This window comes from Eisenbergiella tayi, assembly GCF_001881565.1.
In the GTDB taxonomy this organism is placed as follows: Bacteria; Bacillota; Clostridia; order Lachnospirales; family Lachnospiraceae; genus Eisenbergiella; species Eisenbergiella tayi.
Window position 1 is genome coordinate 969,557 of sequence record NZ_MPDJ01000001.1, and the last position, 22,647, is coordinate 992,203.

14 protein-coding genes are annotated in these 22,647 nt (G+C 48.9%); all 14 read right to left on the reverse strand.

The features are described from left to right. Positions 1-111: 111 nt before the first annotated feature. Entirely contained in the window at positions 112-1,785 is a 1,674-nt protein-coding gene (gene leuA / locus BLA28_RS03975) for a 2-isopropylmalate synthase (protein ID WP_069156099.1), read from the reverse strand. Between the two features lie 126 nt (positions 1,786-1,911). Continuing rightward, positions 1,912-2,175: an HPr family phosphocarrier protein gene (locus tag BLA28_RS03980; protein ID WP_009251435.1), complete on the reverse strand. Its 264-nt coding sequence runs from the start codon at positions 2,173-2,175 to the stop codon at positions 1,912-1,914. A 143-nt stretch (positions 2,176-2,318) separates the two neighbouring features. Next, on the reverse strand, positions 2,319-3,668 hold the full coding sequence (gene glmM, locus BLA28_RS03985) for a phosphoglucosamine mutase (RefSeq protein WP_016360004.1): 1,350 nt from the start codon (positions 3,666-3,668) through the stop codon (positions 2,319-2,321). Positions 3,669-3,733: 65 nt separating this feature from the next. Next, positions 3,734-5,044, reverse strand: a complete 1,311-nt coding sequence (locus BLA28_RS03990; RefSeq protein WP_044970750.1) for a CdaR family protein — start codon at positions 5,042-5,044, stop codon at positions 3,734-3,736. Continuing rightward, positions 5,028-5,897 carry a diadenylate cyclase CdaA gene (gene cdaA / locus BLA28_RS03995; RefSeq protein ID WP_069153354.1) on the reverse strand — a complete coding sequence of 290 codons (870 nt, stop codon included), beginning with the start codon at positions 5,895-5,897 and terminating at the stop codon, positions 5,028-5,030. Before cdaA ends, BLA28_RS03990 begins: the two co-directional genes overlap by 17 nt. A 15-nt stretch (positions 5,898-5,912) precedes the next feature. Beyond that, positions 5,913-6,893, reverse strand: a complete 981-nt coding sequence (locus tag BLA28_RS04000) for a hypothetical protein (RefSeq protein WP_009251440.1) — start codon at positions 6,891-6,893, stop codon at positions 5,913-5,915. Positions 6,894-6,950: 57 nt separating this feature from the next. Beyond that, positions 6,951-7,343 carry a hypothetical protein gene (locus BLA28_RS04005; protein WP_069151727.1) on the reverse strand — a complete coding sequence of 131 codons (393 nt, stop codon included), beginning with the start codon at positions 7,341-7,343 and terminating at the stop codon, positions 6,951-6,953. 1 nt (position 7,344) lies between these two features. Next, complete coding sequence (locus tag BLA28_RS04010; protein ID WP_069156100.1) at positions 7,345-8,070, reverse strand: ComF family protein; 726 nt, start codon at positions 8,068-8,070, stop codon at positions 7,345-7,347. 9 nt (positions 8,071-8,079) lie between these two features. Continuing rightward, on the reverse strand, positions 8,080-10,329 hold the full coding sequence (recD2, locus tag BLA28_RS04015; RefSeq protein ID WP_069156101.1) for an SF1B family DNA helicase RecD2: 2,250 nt from the start codon (positions 10,327-10,329) through the stop codon (positions 8,080-8,082). Between the two features lie 96 nt (positions 10,330-10,425). Continuing rightward, a complete protein-coding gene (mreB, locus tag BLA28_RS04020) occupies positions 10,426-11,421 on the reverse strand; it encodes a rod shape-determining protein (RefSeq protein ID WP_009251444.1) in 996 nt (331 codons plus the stop codon). A 372-nt stretch (positions 11,422-11,793) separates the two neighbouring features. Beyond that, positions 11,794-14,676, reverse strand: a complete 2,883-nt coding sequence (gene uvrA / locus BLA28_RS04025) for an excinuclease ABC subunit UvrA (RefSeq protein WP_069156597.1) — start codon at positions 14,674-14,676, stop codon at positions 11,794-11,796. A 55-nt stretch (positions 14,677-14,731) separates the two neighbouring features. Further along, on the reverse strand, positions 14,732-16,717 hold the full coding sequence (gene uvrB / locus BLA28_RS04030; RefSeq protein WP_069156102.1) for an excinuclease ABC subunit UvrB: 1,986 nt from the start codon (positions 16,715-16,717) through the stop codon (positions 14,732-14,734). A gap of 261 nt (positions 16,718-16,978) precedes the next feature. Continuing rightward, positions 16,979-21,244: a PAS domain-containing protein gene (locus BLA28_RS04035; RefSeq protein WP_069156103.1), complete on the reverse strand. Its 4,266-nt coding sequence runs from the start codon at positions 21,242-21,244 to the stop codon at positions 16,979-16,981. 125 nt (positions 21,245-21,369) lie between these two features. Further along, positions 21,370-22,617, reverse strand: coding sequence for a S41 family peptidase (locus BLA28_RS04040; protein ID WP_069151723.1), 1,248 nt, complete (start codon positions 22,615-22,617; stop codon positions 21,370-21,372). Positions 22,618-22,647: the final 30 nt, after the last annotated feature.

The following is a 22,647-nucleotide window of genomic DNA, read 5'->3' on the forward strand; positions in this document are numbered from 1 at the left end:
CAGGCGGCAGTACCTTTATGGGTGCTGCCGCTTTTGCGTCTGACAACGGATGGTACACAAAGCGCAGCATCCGTTGTCCTGTTTCATTTTTTAGTTATTGCATGTCACATGTCACCCTAATTCCAGCCTGTTGATCGCTGAGAAAATGGCTCTCACGGACGCCCTTGTGATATTGGAGCTCACACCCACGCCGTATGTGACACGTCCGGTTTCCGCATCAAGAAGATGGATATAGGCCGCCGCCTGGGAATTGGAGCCGCTCTGAAGAGCATGCTCTTCGTAATCAAGTACCTTAATGCGCAGACCGAGTTCCACCTGAAGGCCCCTCTGTACCGCATCGATAGGTCCGTTGCCCACAGCAATGAATTGTGCGGGTTCTCCGTGACTGGTGTAATCCACCGTAACTCTGGTGTCAAATTCGGAAGCCGTTTCTCCGGTAAGATCATCGATTTTCAGCTTGCGGAAATGAATGGGTTCTTTTTTATCCAGGTATTCCCTGCGGAAGGAATCCATAATTTCATCCGGTGATACCTCACCCTGCTTTTCCGATATTTTCTGAATCACATTGGCGAATTCCTTATGCATAGCCTTAGGAAGCTTGAAACCATAATAGGTATCCATAATAAAGGCTACGCCGCCTTTTCCGGACTGGGAATTGATGCGTACGATGGGTTCGTATTCCCTTCCGATATCCGAGGGATCAATGGGCAGATAAGGGACCTGCCAGATCTGGCTGTTTCTTTCCTTCATCGCCTGCACGCCTTTATTGATGGCATCCTGATGGGAACCGGAAAAAGCGGTGAATACCAGCTTGCCCGCATAGGGATGTCTTGCATCAATAGGCATCTTGCAGCATCTCTCATATATTTCAATAATTTCATTGATATGTTCGATGTTCAGCTCGGGATCAATTCCCTGGGAAAACATGTTGTAGGCAATCGTGAGCAGATCCACGTTCCCGGTGCGTTCTCCGTTTCCGAACAGGGTTCCCTCCACTCTCTGGGCTCCTGCCAGCAGCGCCAGTTCAGAGCTCGCCACGCCGGTTCCCCGGTCATTATGAGGATGGATGCTGAGGATAATGGTCTCCCTGTTTTTAAAATGCCTGTTCATCCACTCAATCTGATCCGCATACACGTTAGGCGTATTCATTTCCACTGTGGAAGGCAGGTTGATAATAATGGGATCTTCTCTGGTAGGCCCCCAGGTTTCCTGCACCGCAGTGCAGATCTCCAGGGCAAAATCCAGTTCCGTCCCGGTAAAGCTTTCCGGAGAATATTCCAGAACAATCTTTCCGGGAAATGCAGCGGCGCGATCTTTCACCATCTGCGTCCCTTTCACCGCGATATCGATGATTTCTTCACGGGAAGCATGAAATACCACATCCCTCTGCAGAGTTGAAGTGGAATTATAGATATGTACCACGGCCTGCTTACAGCCCTCAATCGCTTCGAAGGTACGATCGATCAGTTCTTCCCTGCACTGTGTCAGCACCTGGACCCTCACATCATCCGGTATCATCTTTCGATCCACCAGCTGGCGCAGAAAATCAAATTCTATCTGGCTTGCCGCAGGAAAACCGATTTCTATTTCCTTGAAGCCAAGCTTGATCAGATATTGGAACATTTCAATTTTTTCTTCCACAATCATGGGATCGATAAGCGCCTGATTTCCATCGCGCAGATCCACACTGCACCATACCGGCGCTTTTTCAATTTCCTTGTTCGGCCATTCCCGTTCCGGATATTCGACTATCGGATTTTTACGGTATCTTTTATAATTCAGCATTTCCTACCTCCTGCAAACAGAGCCGCCCGGCGGCGGTCCCTTAAGTAATTCCCCTGCTGGCATCATGAGCAAAAAAAATCAGCCCTTCTCCCGCCGAAACTCAAGTTGGGCTGATTTATCTATCTATCATTCTCCGAGGCCGCTTTCTATCGCATTTACCAGCGCTTTCAAAGCCTCTTCCTCGTCTTCACCCTCGCAGGTAAGCTCGATCTCATCACCACATTTCACACATGCCCCCAGGACACTGAGAACACTTTTGGCATTTGCCGTGCTGTCCCTGAATGTAAATGTTATTAACGACTTAAACTGCATCGCTTCTTTACATAGGATGCCGGCCGGCCTTAAATGCAGCCCTGTAGGATTCTTTATAACCACCTTCTGGCTTACCATGAACATTCCCTCCTGTTTCTTCATCCCTGTAGGAAAACCGCTTTATCCTACTAAAATTAGTATATCATCATTCCATTCATATCTCAAGAGTTTTGCCCGGAAACCCCTCCGGAAAAACCTTTTTTCCCTTTATATTTCCGTCATCAGAGCATGATATTCTGAATGAGATCCGCCAGCTTGTGGGCTTCCTCATCAATCATCTTCTGATCCCTGCCTTCTATCATAACGCGGACCTTCGGTTCCGTTCCGGAAGGCCGGATGAGCACCCTGCCGTCGCCGGCAAACTTGCGGTTCAGTTCATCAATCGCCCCGGCGATTTCAGGATATTCCATATATTTATCCTTCTTATGATTCGGCACTCTGGCATTTACCAGGGCCTGGGGCATTACCGTCATAATGGAAGCAAGCTCAGACAGAGGCTTTCCGGTATCCACCATAACCTCCAAAAGGTGCAGCGCACTTAACAGGCCGTCACCTGTTGTGTTCTCATCCAGGAAAATCACATGCCCTGACTGTTCGCCGCCCAGGCTGGCGCCGATTTCACGCATGCGTTCCAGCACATAACGATCTCCCACCTTCGTCTGTTCCATATGGAGTTTTTCTCTTTCCCCCATCTGGAAAAAGCCCAGATTGCTCATAACCGTAGCCACAATCGTATCTTTTTTCAGCTTTCCCTGATTCCTCATATGATTGCCGACCACTGCCATGATCTGATCGCCGTCCACAATGGCGCCGTTTTCATCCACCGCCAGAAGCCTGTCGGCGTCTCCGTCAAAGGCCAGGCCCACATTGGCTTTCTCATAAACCACTCTGGCCTGAAGCTCTTCCATATGTGTGGAACCGCAGTTGGAATTGATGTTGGTCCCGTCCGGCATATTATGGATGGGAACCACATTCGCTCCCAGTTCTCTCAGCGCTTCTACCGATGTATAGAAGGAAGCTCCTTCCGCACAGTCCACCACGATTTTCAGTCCGGATAAATCCACCGGAACAGACTGAATCGCATGGTTGATATATTCTTCTCTGGCATCTGTCCTGTATTTGATCTTCCCCACCCTGGAACCGGTAGGCATTTCAACGCCCTGCATTCCATTGCGGATCAGCGCTTCGATTTCATCCTCCATGCTGTCCGGCAGCTTATAGCCATTCCCGTCAAAAAACTTAATGCCGTTGAACTCCACCGGATTATGGGATGCGGAAATCACGACTCCGGCTTCCACCTTATATTTCTTTGTCAGATAAGCCACTGCCGGTGTGGGAATCACACCCACATATACCGCGTTGGCCCCTACGCTACAGATTCCCGCCATCAGCGCATTCGCCAGCATATCCCCCGAAATACGGGTATCGCAGCCTACCATGATAGTAGGCCTGTGTTCGTTCTCTTTTGTCAATACGGTTGCCCCTGCCTGCCCAAGCTGCATAGCCAGCAACGGGGTCAGTTCCTCATTTGCCACTCCGCGCACACCATCCGTGCCAAATAATCTAGCCATATAATCCTCTCATTCTGCCTTACCAACGGCTCAATACTAAATATCCTGCATACCGGACGAAAACCTTATTCCTCCGGGTTATCCTCCGGTATTTTTTCTATATTCAATGTTGCCTTTACCGGTGCCGTCAATGTGACTCCCGAAGGCAGAGAAACATTCACTTCCGCTTCCGCGCTTCCTTCACTTAATTCCGTCACTCCGGTCTGATCCATCCATTTACTGATATCCACCGTACAGGTGAGGTTATCAACGCTGACCTGATCCAGATTTTCCTGCAGCCCCCTCATTTTTATGGTAACAGAACTATCCGGGTTCAGGGAGACATTATACCCTTCCGGAACATTAAGGATCTGGACTCTGGAGCTGTCCACCGCACGGGTTATATCCACAAGGGGCGCTATTTTCACTGTAACAGCCACTTTGCCGTTAAATTCTTCGCCGTTTGTACTGGTCAGGCTGACTCCGTCGGGAAGGTATCCCCGCACATCGATCAGCTTTGTCACATCGGCCGTTGCTCCTGTGAGATCCAGTTCCTCAGCCGGAATCACAATTTCCCTCACATCTGCGAGTGTGCTGCTCCGGCCCGCAACCGTAACCACAGCAGGCGCACAATTGATCTCTCCTGTAGCCACATATCCGGCTGCCGGTTCTCCCGTAGTGGATAAGGCCACAGGTATTTCCTTCGTGGCAAGTATGGTAATGGAAACCTTGGCAGTATTCACACTGCGGGAAATCCTGCTGTCCGTAACCTCTTTGCCGTCCTCATCCAAAAGGCTGATTTTTTCGGTAATATTAATGCTGTCTGTCAAATCGCTGACATTCGCTTCCACCACAGCCTTTTTAACTCCGTCCACCACAGATTCCGGACCGGTAATCTTCATGGCGTTCCCATCCGTGGTAGTTATTTTTCCTACGATATAGCCTTCCACCGGCTCGCCCGTCTGGGCGATTTCGATGACAAGCTGCTTTTCCTTTTTATCTTCCACTTCCAGTTTCATGCTGTCTATGCTTCCGCTGATGCTCTCTATTTGCTTATCGACATACCGGCTCACGGACAGTCTGATGGGTACCGTATTGGTAAAAGACAATTCGGAGAAATCCGCGGTTGCCGAAATATCGCTGGAATTAAGATTCTCCAGGACAGAACGGCTCGCCCTTACCGTAACAGTCACCGTATCCGTATCGTCCAGCACCTGATAGAGCTTGTTTTCATCGGTGAGGACGCTTGTATTCGTTGTTTCCACCTTGACATCCCGGAAAATCTTTCTTTCCACGGGATCATTAATATTGACAGCCACCAGCCAGAGAAGGATGGAAAAAACTACCGCCATGATTTTCAGGCCGAGATTATGCCATAACTTATTTCTTCTTTTCATTCTTTGGCCATCCTTTCCAAAGCTTGTGTTCCTTCTCCTCCACGGGTTTATTCTGTATTTTTTTAAGCTGATCTTCCAAATCCGCAGGGGACAGGCTGCGGTAAAGCACGCCGGAGTAGGCCACGCTTATTTTTCCTGTTTCCTCGGAAACAATGACAGTCATGGAATCCGTCACCTCAGAAATCCCCACGCCTGCCCTGTGCCTTGTTCCCAGATCCTTGCTCAGGGACATATTATCCGACAGAGGCAGATAACAGGTTGCTGATATAATCCTGTCTCCGCGTACAATAACAGCACCGTCGTGAAGCGGTGTATTATGTTCAAATATATTAATGAGCAGCTGGCTGGTAACAATGCCGTCCACATCAATCCCGGTCCGTTCATACTCTGTCAGCGGATCGTTCTGCTGCACTACTATGAGCGCCCCGGTTTTTACCTTTCCCATCTCCGCACAGGCTTTGGATATTTCATGGATTGTTTTATCCGAGAACAGACCGTCCTCCACCTTTCCTATTTCAAAGGGAAGAAGAGAGGCCAGGAATTCGGTTTTCCCCAATTGCTCCAGCGCCTTGCGCAGCTCCGGCTGCAGGATCACCACCAATGCAACCACACCGTACATAACTACATTTTTGGCAATCCATAAAATGGTATTCATTTCAAATAACGCGGCGATCACAATAAATACCATGATAAATACAACGCCTTTAAACAATGCCCAGGCCTTTGTATTTTTAATCCATACCATTATGTGGTAAACCAGAAAAGAGATTATAATAATCTCTACAATATCCGTCACCTTCAAAGATGGTACATGTGCCAAATATTTGTCCGCAAAGCTCCTAATCTGTTCCATATCCACCTAAACCCGCTATTTCCTCGCAGTGCTTTTTGAATGCGTATGCCTGGCATTTCTGTTATTGCGCTGCGTCGTAATCTTTTTTACCTTTTTCTCAGGCGTGGCCACCGTCATTTTAGGCACCGCCTTTACATAATAATAATACTCATCATCCTCAAACTGTACTTTTTCCGTCCTGGAATAGTCCAGATTGAATTTGAAAAACTGCACCACCATGGCCATGGCGATAGCCGCCAGGCTTCCCAGAATCACACCGCCTATGGAAAAATTGGCATCATACATCAGATCGCCGACCATCAGGATCACAACATCCAAAAGGGCTCCTGCCACTACGGCAATCGTCCATGCATAATCTACAGACAGCCTCCTGATCAGATAAACCATAATCACAGTAACCGCAAATGCGGCGATAACGATCATCATCGCACGGTTGCCGAAAATCCCGTCAAAAATATCACGGAACCGCTGGATCATAGACTCCGCCTGGGATGCCCCCAATATGGATGCATTCACATTCATATAGGTAATGAGATAATATATCACTACCCCGCAGGCCACCGTCACCGCGGCAAAGGGATTGGCAAGCAGTCCTGCCAGCAGCGGAGCGGCATAGGGAATCTTCAGCACAAACAGCATGGGGGTTACGATTACCAATACCACGCTGTCCGGTGAGAACCGGAAATACAGCAAAAACATAAGAAGAAATACCAGCAGCGCTATTACCGCACATTCCAGCGATACCTCATACAAATGCAGCGTTACAAAACCTGCCCCCACAAAAAGGATAAAGTTCTTAGGCATGAAGGAGCATACCAGAGCCACCACGAGCACAGCCGCCATATTGTTCAGCTGGCTCATATACCCCAGCTGCTCGTTAATCATCAGCAATGATATCAGGGCCAGCACAAATTTCAGGACGGGCACAATGTATTCTTCATATTTTACATAGAAATTCCTGATATACTCTCTCACTTCAAGTAATGATGTTGTCATAAATGTCCCTCTTAAGAATTCCCGGTAACGGCCCTGCTATGCACAGGCCCGACTCCCTTATTCCTCTTCCTCGGAATCGCCGTCCAGCTCTTCCAGTTCTTTACCAAACCGAACCGTTGCACGCAGTGCAAGCCCATATCTTCTCTGGGCGATTATAAACGCGGCAATAAGGTATACAGCGCACAGAATCACATATGCGAATACAAATCTCTTGGCTAACGCCAACAAATCAATGCTGTAAAAATCCATCATTATGCTGTCCATCTGGAAAAGCAGATAGATACCGCACATAATACAGAAGGCTACCGTAACGGCAATCCAGGTTTTCAGCATCTGGAAACCAACATAATCGCCTCTGAAATAACTGCAGATGGTCTGGTTTTTCTTTCCGTCGCCTGCTTCATACGCAGCCATTCTTGTCATTACCGCCACTTTATTTTCGTTTATCATCCTACATTCCTCTGCCAATTGCCAATGCCACAAAATAAACGTGCTTTATGCCTGCATTCCTGCAGACCTCTGCAACTGCGTCAATGGTACTACCGGTGGTGTATATATCGTCAATAATTACAATCGTATTTAATTTTACATCATTCTGTGCTATTTTAAAAGCTTTTTTCAAATTAATTTGGCGCGCTGCGCCGTCCAATTCCTTCTGGGGACAGGTATTCCGGCTTCTTTCCACCAGCCCTGAAAATACCGGAATATTCAGACACTTCCCCATCTCTTCCGCAAGCAGGGCCGCCTGATTATATCCCCTCTTTTTCTCCCTTGCGGGATGAAGCGGCACCGGGACCAGTCCGTCAGGCCTCCAGGAAAGGATTTCCCTGCCCAGCCGCATGGCAAGCTCCCTTCCCAGGAACGCCCCATACTCACGCCTTCCCCCGTACTTCAGCCTGTACAGGGCCGGCCGTATGCTTCCATAGGTATAAAGAGCGATTCCCCTGTCATATATATGCGTTTTGCCTCCGCAGTCATAACAATATTCCTTTTCTTTTTCCCGAAGCTGCTTGCCGCATTTCAGACAGCGGGGTTCCTTAATAAAAATAAGCTTCTTTCTGCATGCCCCGCATATATAAGCCCCGGAAGGCTCAACCGGCCTGTCACAGACCGGACAGCGCCTCGGGAAAAGCAGATCCGTTAAAACAGCGAGTATCCTGGTGCATCTTTCTTTCATATGGCTCCTTTAAGCCATGACTTCCTTAATCCTCACATCCAGGCTGGTATACCGCCTGGCCTCACTTTCATTGGCGATCATATCCTGCACCACCTGACGGCTTCCCAGTATGGTCACACAATTTCTGGCTCTTGTCACCCCCGTATACAGCAGATTCCTGTTGAAAAGCATCCGCGGGCCGCCGAGAAGTGGCATAATAACCGCCGGATATTCGCTTCCCTGGGATTTATGGATGGTGATGGCATAGGCCAGCTCCACCTCCTCCAGCTGGGCAAAGGCGTAACTTACCCGTCTCTGCTCATCATACTCAATCATTACAGTCTGTGCATATTCGTCAATCTCCTTCAGGATTCCCATATCCCCATTGAAAATCCCTACTCCGTGATCCACGGGAATGCCGTATTTGCTCACAATATCCCATTCCAGCTGATAGTTATTCTTCGTCTGCATCACCTTATCCCCTTCCCGGAACAAAGTGGAACCGGACTGGTATTCTTTTTTGGATGCATCCTTGGGATTCAGGTACGCCTGAAGCACCTGATTGAGCACCTCCACACCCAGATTCCCTTTTCTCATTGGCGTGAGCACCTGGATATCCAGAGGCCCTGCCTGTACATAACGGGGCATCTTTTCCTGTATCAGGAGAATCATATGCTTATAGATCACCTGTACGTCGCTTCGTTCCAGGAAAAAGAAATCCCTGCTTTTATTATCCAGGGGAATCTCCTGGCCGGCATTTATTTTATGAGCGTTCACAACAATGTCGCTCTCTCCCGCCTGGCGGAATATTTTTTTCAATTCCACTACGGAAAAAGCGCCGCTGTTAATCAGGTCACGAAGCACCTGGCCGGGGCCAACGGAGGGAAGCTGGTTCACATCCCCCACCAATATCAGCCGGGTGCCGGGTGTAACCGCCCGTAAAAGAGACTGGAACAAATGGATGTCCACCATGGACATCTCGTCCACAATCACCACATCGGCTTCCAGCGGGTTTTCCTCATTCTTTTCAAACCGGGCATTCCTTCCATACCGGTTCTCTTCTTCCAGCATGGCGCCGTTAAGCTCCAGAAGACGGTGGATGGTCCGAGCCTCATAACCTGTGGCCTCCGTCATACGCTTGGCCGCCCGCCCCGTGGGAGCCGCCAGAAGGATATCCATCCCTTCCGCCTCAAAATAATGGATCATGGTATTTATCGTTGTTGTCTTTCCCGTGCCCGGACCGCCGGACAGGACAAAAACCCCATTTTTAACGCTTTCCAGCACAGCCCGCTGCTGCAGCTCCTCCAGTTCTATCCCCTGGTTTCTTGCCAGCTTCTCAATATCCGCAAGGAGCTTGGCCTCCTCCGAAGGGAGAAGCTGTCCTGAAAAAACCATGCTCACATTCAATTCCTCCAGCATGCGGGCACAGGAGAGTTCCGCATAATAATAGGAAGAAGCATATACCGGATCCTCTTTCCCGTCCTGTTTGATCACCAGCTTTTTATCCATTGCCAGGTTGGGGATCTGGATACTCACATAATCCGGATCCAGCCCCAGAAGGGCCGCCGCCTTTGCCGTCAGCTCCTTATATGGCAGATAGGTATGCCCGTCCATGGCCGCCAGCTGCATGGTATACAGGATGCCGCTGCGGATCCGGAAATCGGAATCCGTATGTATTCCGATTTTGGCTGCCAGCTCATCCGCCCGCTTAAAGCCTATTCCATCAATATCCTCCGCCAGGCGGTAGGGGTTTTCCTCCAGGATTCCATAAACCTCCAGGCCGTATGTATTGTAAATTTTAATGGCCAGCGTATTGGAAATACCGAATTTCTGCAGGTAGATCATCGCCTCCCGCATCCCCTTCTTTTCCTCCAGCAGAGCGGCGATTTCCATCGCCTTTCTCTCACTTATCCCCTTGATCTCGGCAAGGCGTTCCGGTTCTTCTTCCATAATCCGGAAGGTATCCTTTCCGAATTTCCGGACGATCCTGGCCGCAAGAGAAGGGCCCACTCCCTTTATCGCGCCGGAACCGAGGTATCGCTCAATGCTCGTTTCATCCTCCGGAGCCACATGCTCGTAGCTTTCCACCTTAAACTGGTTTCCGTAAACCGCATGGGCCACATATCCGCCTGTCAGCTCCAGGTTTTCCCCTTCATCCAGGGCACGGAAGGTCCCCACACAGGTGATTTCCTCTCCCTCTGAGACGAGCTCAAATACGGTATAACCGTTTCCGGTATTTCTGTATATTATATGATCCACATAGCCTGCTTTTTTTTCCACCGGTTAACTCCTGCTATCTGCTCTCCGGACATGAACGGGTATCAAAAGGGCTACTCCGACGGAGTAGCCCTGACTCTATACCTGACAGATCCTTACTTAAATTTCATCCTTATATCCAACTAAAAACTCCACGTATTTACCTGTCCCGATAGCCACAGCCGTCATAGGATCCTCTGCCGTCATAGTATTGATGCCGGTTTTATCCGAAATCAGCTCCTCCAGTCCCCGAAGCAGGCTGCCGCCGCCGGTAAGGACAATTCCCCTGTCCGCAATATCTGCAGCCAGTTCCGGGGGAGTTCTCTCGAGCACACTGTGAATGGCTTCCACAATCTGCAGCGTAGGCTCTCTCAAAGCCTCTTCCGTTTCCTCCGAAGAAACCTTGACCGTTTTAGGGAGGCCGGTTACCAGGTTACGTCCTCTCACATCCATATAATCAGGCTCCGGACGCTTATATGCGGAACCGATCTTGATCTTGATATCCTCTGCGGTCCTTTCACCGATCAGCAGGTTATGTTTTTTACGCATATAACGGACAAGTGCCTCGTCAAAATCATCTCCTGCAATCTTAATAGAAGCGCTGACTACCGTACCGCCCAGAGAAATTACCGCTATATCGGAAGTACCGCCTCCGATATCCACAATCATATTGCCGCAGGGCCGGGAAATGTCAATACCGGCTCCGATAGCCGCTGCGATAGGCTCTTCAATAATAGAAACCTCCCTTGCACCGGCCTGATAGGTCGCATCCTCTACGGCCTTCTTTTCCACTTCGGTAACACCGCTGGGAACACATACTGCAATCCTTGGCTTACGGAAGGTTTTTCTTCCCAGGGCCTTCTGGATAAAATGCTTCAGCATCTTTTCCGTAACTGTATAATCAGAAATAACACCTTGGCGAAGCGGCCTTACTGCCACAATATTCCCGGGTGTACGTCCCAGCATCAGCCTTGCATCCTCACCGATAGCCTTGATTTTATTGGTATCCCTGTCAAATGCCACTACACTGGGTTCTTTCAGAACGACGCCTTTTCCTCTTATATACACTAAAATACTGGCGGTACCCAGGTCGATTCCAATATCTGTATACTGCATATTCTCCTCCATTTCAAATGAAGACGGCGCGGAAGACTTTCTCATCCAATCCCCTGCGCTTCCTTCTGCCTCTATTATATTATGGACCAATCTTTATGAATCAAGCATATATATTTTACAAATCACGTAAAATTACGAAAAATCCAATAAAAAGCCTGTCCGACGCAAGCGTAAAATATACCGTCTGTTATTATAACCTAAATCCTCCCTTATGGAAAGTGTTTTCATAAAAATTTAAAGAATACACCGCTTTACCGCATATTTACAGGCGGGAATACAGTTCCGGCTGTCAGCCGAATCTTCCTCCCTTGCGGTAAAACGATGTATTCTGTTTTTTTATTCAAACACCCTGCCAATTATAGGTATATTTGACTATTCCTTTTTGCCGGCCTTGTTTTTCTTCGCCTTCTCCAGCATTTTTCCAACATAATAGCCTGTATAGGATTCCTTGCAGCCGGCCACCTTTTCCGGGGTTCCCTCCGCAATCACGGTTCCGCCGCCGTCACCACCTTCCGGTCCCATGTCAATAATATAATCCGCGGTCTTGATCACATCCAGATTATGCTCGATGACAATGACCGTATTGCCTCCGTCCGCGAGTCTGTGCAGGATTTCCACCAGCTTATGAACATCCGCAAAATGGAGTCCCGTGGTAGGTTCATCCAGAATATAAATGGTTTTGCCCGTACTTCTCTTGCTCAGCTCCGTTGCCAGCTTGATACGCTGGGCCTCACCGCCGGAAAGCGTTGTGGAAGGCTGGCCCAGTTTGATATAGGAGAGTCCCACATCATAAAGGGTCTCAATTTTCCTGCGTATACTGGGAACATTCTCAAAAAATGTCACAGCCTCCTCCACAGTCATATCCAGCACGTCGAATATATTCTTCCCCTTATATTTAACCTCAAGGGTTTCTCTGTTGTAGCGTTTTCCGCCGCAGACTTCACAGGGGACGTAAACATCGGGAAGGAAGTGCATCTCTATTTTAATGATTCCGTCACCGCCGCAGGCTTCACATCTGCCGCCCTTCACATTGAAGCTGAACCTTCCTTTTTTGTAGCCCCGTGCCTTGGCATCCTGCGTGGAAGTAAACAGATCCCTTATCATATCAAATACGCCGGTATAAGTAGCCGGATTGGAACGGGGTGTACGCCCGATAGGGGACTGATCAATATCGATCACCTTATCCAGCTGCTCTATGCCTTCAATGCCCTTGTTTTTCCCGGGGATGGTCCTCGCCCGGTTCAGATCCCTCGCCAGAGTCTTATACAGGATCTCATTCACAAGTGAACTCTTTCCCGAACCGGAAACACCGGTTACACAGGTCATCACTCCCAGAGGGAACCTGACATCAATATTCCGAAGGTTATTTTCTTCCGCTCCTTTCACCTTAATCCATCCCGTCGGTTTTCTGCGCTTATCGGGTACCGGTATGGAAAGGGCGCCGCTCAGATACTGGCCGGTGATGGATTCGGGATTCTGCATTAATTCCTCAGCCGTACCGCAGGCCACCACCTCACCTCCGTGAGACCCCGCTCCCGGTCCGATATCCACGATATAATCCGCGGCAAGCATGGTATCCTCATCATGCTCCACCACAAGAAGGGTATTGCCCAGGTCCCGCAGGTTCTTCAATGTATTCAGAAGCTTGTCATTATCCCTCTGATGCAGTCCAATACTGGGCTCATCCAGGATATAGCAGACGCCTACCAGTCCGGAACCGATCTGGGTAGCCAGACGGATACGCTGGGCCTCCCCGCCGGAAAGGGTTCCCGTGGCTCTGGACAGGGAAAGATATTCCAGCCCTACATCCGCAAGGAAGCCTACCCTCGCCCTGATTTCCTTCAATACCTGCTTACCGATGAGCTGCTGCTGTTTCGTCAGCTCCATTCCGTCCAGATACGTTTTCAGGTTACGGATGGACATGGAGGTGACCTCATAAATATTTTTATCACAAACCGTGACTGCCAGCGCACCTTTTTTCAATCGCATGCCCTGGCAGACGTTACAGGGGGTAATGCTCATAAAGGTTTCGTATTCCTGCTTCATAACATCCGAACCGGTTTCCCTGTATCGGCGTTCCACATTCTTGATAAGCCCTTCAAAGGCTACCGGATACACGCCTTTCCCCCTCTGTCCCTGATAATATACTTCCACCTCATGGCCCTTGGTTCCGTGTATCAGGATATCCTTTATCTTATCCGGATATTTTTCAAAGGGCGTATCCAGACTGAAATGATATTCTCTGGCCAATGCCTGGAGAATAGCGTTGGTGAAGCTGGATTTATCGTTGCAGGACTGCCATCCCATCACGGTGATGGCACCCTCATTAATGCTGAGACGTTTATTCGGGATCATCAGATCCACATCAAATTCCATTTTATAGCCCAGGCCGAAGCACTCCGGGCAGGCGCCGAAAGGATTATTGAAAGAAAAGCTTCTCGGCTCTATTTCATCAATGCTGATACCGCAGTCAGGACAGGAAAAACTCTGGCTGAAGGTTACCGGTTCCCCGTCAAGCACATCCACGACCAGCAGCCCTTCCGTAAGAGCGAGTACATTTTCGATGGAATCCGTAAGACGGCGTTCTATTCCTTCCTTCACTACCAGACGGTCTACCACGATTTCAATATTGTGCTTGATGTTTTTATCCAGCTTTATTTCTTCGGACAGCTCATACAGGTTACCGTCCACTCTCACACGCACATAACCGCTTCTCTTGGCTCTTTCCAGCACCTTCACATGCTCGCCCTTCCTCCCGCGTACCACGGGGGCAAGAAGCTGGATCCTGGTGCCTGCAGGCAGGCTGCAGATATGATCCACCATCTGATCCACGGTCTGTTTTTTTATTTCCTTCCCGCATTTCGGACAGTGGGGGATACCGATACGCGCATACAGAAGCCGGAAATAATCATAGATTTCCGTTACGGTACCTACCGTGGAACGGGGATTCCGGTTTGTGGATTTCTGATCGATGGAAATAGCAGGAGACAGACCTTCTATTTTTTCCACATTGGGCTTTTCCATCTGTCCCAGGAACTGTCTGGCGTAGGAAGACAGCGACTCCATATACCTGCGCTGTCCCTCCGCATATATTGTGTCAAAGGCAAGGGAAGATTTCCCGGAGCCGGACAGCCCCGTGAGGACCACCAGTTCATTTCTGGGAATATCCACATCAATCCCTTTCAGGTTATGCTCATTTGCCCCACGGATTTTGATATATTCACGGGGCTTCATCTTTATGCTTTCCTGTTCCATGTCGTAATTACTTCTCCTTTCAAAGCGGCTGTTTCCTATGCCCTGTTCCATCCTGTCACTCTTTTATTTTCGCCAGCGTTTTCTTCAGTTCCACCATCTTGTCACGAAGCTCTGCCGCAGCTTCGAAATTCAGATCCGAAGCTGCCTTTTTCATCTTCTTCTGGATGTCGCCGATAAGCTTCTCCAGCTCCTTCTCGTCCATGGATTCCGGATCCTTTTCGAAACGTACCTCCTCCTTGGCAATCACCTTGGAGATACTGATAAGATCCCTTACGCTCTTTTTGATGGTCTGAGGCGTAATTCCATGCTCCTCATTATACTTCTGCTGGATTTCCCGGCGCCTGTTCGTTTCGGAAATGGCGGCCTTCATGGAATCCGTCATATTATCAGCGTACATAATAACATGTCCGTCCGAATTTCTGGCTGCACGGCCGATAGTCTGTATCAGTGAGGTCTCTGAACGCAGGAAGCCTTCCTTATCCGCATCCAGTATGGCGACCAGGGAAATCTCCGGTATGTCCAGACCTTCTCTCAGAAGATTGATACCCACAAGGACATCAAACACATCCAGACGCATATCCCGGATAATTTCCGCCCGTTCCAGCGTATCAATATCCGAATGCAGGTATTTCACACGGATGCCCACATCCCTCATATAATCAGTCAGATCCTCTGCCATCCGTTTGGTCAGGGTTGTCACCAGCACCTTATTATGTTTATCTGTTTCTTTCCTGATTTCTCCCACAAGGTCATCAATCTGCCCTTCCACAGGCCGTACCATAATCTCCGGATCCAGCAGCCCGGTAGGACGGATAATCTGTTCCGCCCTCAGCAGCTCATGAGCCTCCTCATAGGCCGAAGGTGTAGCGGATACAAAAAGCAGCTGATCAATATGCGCTTCAAACTCTTCAAAATTAAGCGGCCGGTTATCCAGCGCCGAAGGCAGACGGAAACCATAATCCACCAGCGTCATCTTTCTGGAACGATCCCCTGCGTACATTCCTCTTATCTGAGGAACGGTGATATGGGATTCATCGATCATAATCAGGAAATCATCCCTGAAGAAATCCAGAAGGGTCATGGGCGGTTCTCCCGGAGCGGTGCCATTCAGATGCCTGGAGTAATTTTCGATTCCGGAACAAAACCCGGTCTCCCGCAGCATCTCAATGTCAAAATTGGTTCTTTCTGAAATCCTCTGGGCCTCCAGAAGCTTGTCCTCCCCCTTAAAATAGCGGATCCTCTCCTCCAGCTCCCTCTCTATATTATCACAGGCAGCATTGATCTTCCCCTGGGATACCACATAATGGGATGCCGGGAAAATGGCAATATGCTCCAGAATGGAATGCAGCTGCCCTGTCAGGGGATCCACCTCGGCAATCCTGTCGATTTCGTCTCCGAAAAATTCCACACGGATCAGATAGTCTCCGCCCTGGGCAGGATAAATCTCCACACAGTCCCCTCTCACCCGGAAACAGCCGCGGCTCAGATCCATGTCATTCCTGTCATACTGTATATTAATCAGTTCCCGCAGAACCTCGTCCCTTTCCTTTACCATACCGGGCCGCAGGGATACGATCATATCTTTATATTCATCCGGGCTGCCCAGGCCGTAAATACAGGAAACACTGGCCACTACAATAACATCCTTGCGCTCCGCAAGAGATGCCGTAGCGGACAGTCTCAGTTTGTCAATCTCATCATTGATGGAGGAATCCTTGGCAATATAGGTATCCGAAGACGGCACATAGGCTTCCGGCTGATAATAATCGTAATAGCTCACGAAATACTCCACCGCATTCTCAGGGAAAAATTCCTTGAATTCACCGTAAAGCTGTCCGGCAAGCGTTTTATTATGAGCAATAATCAGGGTAGGCTTCTGAATCTGCTGGATGATATTCGCCATGGTAAATGTCTTTCCGGAACCTGTGACACCCAGCAGGGTCTGGAATTGGTTGCCTTCCTTAAATCCGGCAACAAGCTGTTTAATAGCCTGCGGCTGATCGCCGGTGGGCTGATACTCTGAGTGTAATTTGAACTCCATATTATATATTCACCTCCGCAGTAGCCTTAAAAATACCCGAAAATCCTTAACTGTTTACTGACAATAGTCCAATTTTCAATATCATCAAAAATTATATCATAGACTATATGAAATGTATAGCATATTCCAGAACATTTGTTCTGAAATCTGATTTGCCTTTTTCCCGTCTGCATCGTTCCCGCTTAATCTTTATATTATACCGAAAACCAATAAAAAACACAGGGCAAAATAAAAATAATCCGCACTGTGTTTTCCGCTGTTCTATTCTTTTTTTTCGATCAATACCTTTTTTAATGTTTCTCTCAGAACCTCCACATCAATCGGCTTTGCCACATGAGCCGTCATGCCCGCGTCCATGGCCTCTCTCACATCCTCCGCAAAGGCATTGGCAGTCATGGCAACAACAGGGATTTCCCATGCATCCGGCCGCTCCAGTCTCCGTATCCGGCGGGTGGCTTCATATCCGTTCATTTCCGGCATCTGGATATCCATGAGAACCGCATCATAGGTTCCTGGGGCCGCCTCCCGGAATTCCTTCAGCGCCTGCGCCCCATCGGTTTTGACTGCTGTTTCCGCCCCATAAATGGACAGCAGCTCACAGAGAATCTCTGCATTGATGGCATTATCCTCCGCGATCAGGAACCTTCGGCCGGCAAACAGCTTCCTGTTTGCGGCATCCGGGGATTCAGCTCCGCCTCTTTCTCCGGGGTTCTCCAGCTCTCCGTCCGCACATTCTCCTTCCAGCTCCACACAAAAGGTGCTTCCCCGGTGAGGCAGGCTTTTTACGGAAATCGTCCCTCCCATCAGTTCGACCAGCCCCTTGGTAATGCTCAGGCCGAGTCCGGTGCCTTCTACCCTCATGGTTCCGGAGCTGCGCGTAAACGGTTCGAAGATCCGGGAAAGAAATTCCTCCGACATGCCCACACCCGTATCGCTTACCGTAAACCGGTAACGAACCCTGTCAGGCCCATTGACGGCCGGTATCTCCTCCACCGTAAAATCCACGGTTCCGCCCTCCGGCGTATATTTTACCGCATTGCTTAATATATTGATCAGTATCTGATTGCTCCGCAGGGAATCCCCATAAAAATACTTATGCATTATCCCTTCGGTACTGATAGTAAGCTGCAGCCCCGCATCCCTCGCCTGAGGCGACATAATTGCCGACAGCTGGTCTAAGAGGTCCGGAAGATATATCTTCATATTATTCAGCTTGATTTGAGAAGATTCTATCTTGCTCATGTCCAGAATATCATTAATCAGGCTGAGCAGATGTCTGGAGGAAACCGAAATTTTATTCAGGCAGTCCGCCACCCGCTCCGGTTCGCCCATATGGGCAACCGCCAGCGCCGTCATACCCATAATGGCATTCATCGGCGTCCGGATATCATGACTCATGGCGGATAAAAAGTCACTTTTAGCCCGGTTTGCCTCCTCTGCAAGCTCCAGGGCATTCTCCAGCGCCTTTTTCGTCTGTCTCTCAGCAGCCAGGACATCCGTCACATCCGCCCTCACCAGGCAGATGGTGCTGTGGTTCACATCTCCCCACATCACATTAATCTGTTTGTATCTTTCACCGTTCTTATCCCGATAGGAAACCAGGAAATCATAACCATTGGGCTTCTCTTCCAGACGCCTGATCATGGTTTTCAAATCAAATTGACAGGCTGCTTCCTCCCTGTTATCTTCGGATATATACCGGTTCACAAACCGCGGAATGGCTTCCCCATAGTTTTCGCTGAAATAAGGAGGCAGATTTTCCAGAACGGTATTCCTGGAATACAAAGTCAATCCTCCGCTTCCGATATTGATAAAGCCGGAAAGCTCAAAGGTATATGCTATCAGACGCAGAAGTCCCTGCTGTTCCCGTACGGAATCCGTTATATCCGCCCTCGCAAGACAGATTCTGCCCAGCCTTGGCTCCACGACGGAAAGAGTTACATTTTTGGTCCTCACATCTCCCCTGTTATCCGTCATGGAATAAGCGAAGGTAAAGGGACTCGATTTCTTCAGCCTCTCCAACAAGGTCCCGGGATCCATCACTTCTTTATACCGTTCCCGATCCTTCGGAACCACGTTGTCTTCAAGCATCCTTTCCACCCACTGGGAATAGTATCCCTGCTGGGGAGGTATGCAGCCCGCATTCTCATTCCAGGTCAGTACTGTGTAGCTGTCACAGGTGAGATCAATGTCTGACACAAAATCATATCCGGCAGAAGAAAGTCTGTGCAGAATACGGTCGGATATGGTCTGTTTTGTGATATCCGTTACCGTGAGGATGCCTGTAACATCCCCGCTGTCAGGTTCCTCCACCAGATTCATTTTTATGTGTACATATCTGCCTTTTGTTTCCCGGGGTATCTGTACAAAGCATTCATACTGTCTCTCAGGTATCCCATTTCGGAAAGCCTCAAGAGCCGGCTTATTCAGATACATTCCGTAAAATTCCTGCCGTTCCTCTTCGTCAACCACAAGACTGCCCAGACCGGTAAAAAATCCTTCTCTTGCCGAGCCGAAGGTCTTAAGCAGATCTGAATTTGTATGATCGATAATTTCCAGTATCTGATTCTTGGTAATATTGCAATGGCCTATGATCAATGCGTTGGGATCCTGCGTATGGTAGTGCTGCAAAAGCAGATCCTTATACTGCTGGCGAATCCGCTCCTGTGCTTCCCTCTCCTTGGTCATATCCTGGTAAACCGAATAAATCCGCGTTTCCCCATCCTCGTATTTGATCAGGGTAATATTGTTTTTGACCCATATATAACTGCCGTCCCCTCTTCGGAGCCTGTATACGATTTCGCGATGTTCTCCCCCGGCAACATAGGAGTCCATCTGCTGATACACATATTCCCGATCTTCCGGATGGACCCCCGCCATGGCATCATTCCGATACAGCTCCCATGATTCCTCAAGGCTCATCCCTGCCATTGCCGCAAATCCGTCTGATAAAAATTCAGGAATCAGCCTGCCCGGCTCTTCATAACGCATTACCGCAATCCCGCCCGGCAGATTTTTCAGAACGGTCTGGAAATATTGTTCCAGCCGCTCTTTTTCCTTACGGTTGGTGACTGTTTCCGTAATATCCCTCACATACTTTACGTATGCCGGAATTCCATTCCAGTCCGTTTCCCGGAAACGGGTGCTGTAAAAACGGCCGTTTCTGTCGGCAGACATCTCATGCTCTTCCCCATCCGGCTCATGATCCTTCAGAGTACAGAATTTACAGGGGCCGTCCTGACCGTGCAGGGCCGAATAACATTTCTGTCCCACACAATTCTTCCCCTCGGCAAAAAGATTCTTGGATTCATTCACATAAAGCAAATCATAATTTTCTTTATCGATTACATATATTCCGTCTGCCGTCTCATTTACCATACTTTGAAACAGGCGCGTATCCGCCGACATTCCTGTAAAAACCGCATAAAAACCGGTATTTTCCGCCAAAGGCCCCATCCGGCGCCCGTTGAGGTGTATCCAGATCAGCTGTCCGTTCTTATGGCGCATACGATAGGAAACATCCAGAACCTCTCCGCTCTGCAGCGCATTCATAGCCGCTTCCCGCACACGTTCCCGGTCCTGCTCATAAATGATATCAAGGACATTATTCCCTGTCATTTTTTCATATTCTTCCCGGGTATGTCCGGAAAGCGCCGTAACGCCATCGGAAAAATAAGTGGGAATAAAATTCTGCCCTTCCACACGGTAGCTGGCTATTCCGCCGGGTATGGAGTTAACCAGATGATTCATTTCCAGCTGTGTTTCCTTCAAATCGGTAATGTTATGAAATACACAGTGAAGCATCGGATACCCGTCTTCTTCACCAATCCACTTGACCTGAACACGTACCCATACGATATTGGCATCCTTATGGCGGCAGCGGAATTCGAAACTGTCAATTTCATGCGTCCGGATAACCTCCCTCGCCCTGGCAGTCACCATTTCCACATCTTCCCGGTAGATCATCGCTGCAGCATCCAGCTTAATTAATTCCCGGTACTCCTCCACGGTGTATCCGGACATTTCCGGAACTCCATCGGAAAAATACACCGTATCAAAAGTATCGGATACCTTATAAATTGCCACCCCTCCCGGGATCGCATTAATAATATCCTGCATTTTTTCATTGGCGCGGCTCAATTCTTTTTCCGTTTGGATCTGTCCGGTTACATCGCTGTAAACGCCATATAACTGCTTCACATCCTCTTCGGTTTCCTTCACAGAACCTTCCAGATGAATCCAGCGGTACTCTCCCCTGGTATCATTCCACAGCCTGTATGTAAACTGCATGGAACCGTTACTGCGTATCGCTTCCTGTATATGCATCTGCAGCTCTCCCAGTTCATCCGGATGAACTCCCAGGAAATTGGTTTCCTTTTCCACCAGACGGATATGGTCCTCCGTATAACCCATAATTTCATAAAAGACAGAATTATGATAAACAGGGAAAATTTTCCCTCTTTCAAATCTGTATACGCATAATCCGCACGGAATACTGCTGAGCGTCGTCTTAAAATCTTCCCTCATCCACTCTGCCCTCCTTCTCCTGCATAGTACAATTTCCCCGCTCCCCTTTTTATTCAGAAGAAAATAAAAATGCAGAGCCGTGATACACTTCTGATTGTATCACAGCCCCGCATAATAAGTAAACATTACTGCTCCGATCCCAGCTTCTCATTCATGATTTCAATAGCTTTATTCAGCTGGTTATCCACGCCGTCATTATAATAAGCTTCACTGTCAAACTTTTCTTCTATATCCGGTTCAATGCCGATCTTATGGATATTGTTGCCGTTAGGGGTATAATAATTACTTACAGTCAGTTTTACCGCGGAACCATCACTGAGGGAAATAATCCGCTGTACAATCCCTTTCCCGAAAGTTGTCGTTCCTACCAGAGTACCGATTCCATAATCCTTCACAGCTCCCGCCAGAATTTCCGATGCGCTGGCGCTTCCGCTGTCCACAAGAACCACAAGCGGCTCTTTCATTTCCTTTGTCCCGTCACATGTATATTCCGAACGCTTGCCGTCCTTATCCTCCGTATAAACGATAAGTCCTTTGGGAAGAATTTCACGGGCAATATCGCACACCGTATTCAGGTTGCCTCCCGGATTTCCCCGAAGATCCAGAATCAGTCCCTTCATTCCGGAGCCTCTGCAGACCGCCAGTGCCTCCGTAAACTGATCCAGCGTAACCGTATCGAACTCCGTTATCTGTATATAGCCAATGCCGCCGTCCAGCATTTTCTGGTTTACGGTGGGACTCTCCACTTTTCTGCGGACAACGTCCACCTCCAGGTAATCCGTGGCGCCTTCCCTGATAATGGTCAGATGAACCGAAGTTCCTTCTTCTCCCTTAATCTTGCTTACCACCTGGGTCAGCTCCAGTCCCTGGACCTCTTCCCCGTCGACCTTATACAGAAGATCTCCTGCCCTCAGGCCGCTTTCCTGAGCGGGCGTCCCTTCTATAATGCCCGTCAGCCTGGGAAGGCTGGTATCAGCGTCAATTCCCACATAGGCGCCTATTCCATAATAAATCCCTTCTGTTTTATCCTGCAGTTCCTTCAGTTCTTCTGAGGAATAATATGTGGAATAGGGATCCCCCAAGGCTTCCACCAGGCCGTCATACACGCCTTTTTCCAGTGTCTGCTCATCCACACTCTCCAGATAATACCTGTCGATAGTATCCTCCAGCACCTGAAGCTTATTCATGGTCTGCGCATTCGCCACACTGTTGCTGCTCACACCATCCTCTTCATTCTGTGCCGCGGTTTCCTGCGTTCTGGATGACTGATATAAATTCCATACGGACTGCCCTAAAAAGACACCGCTCACTATCAATGCCGCCGCCAGAACACCTGTAATAACCCCTCCCCAGAAGCTCTTTTTGTGATTCATTGCCTTGCTCCCATCTGCCCGCTTTAACGG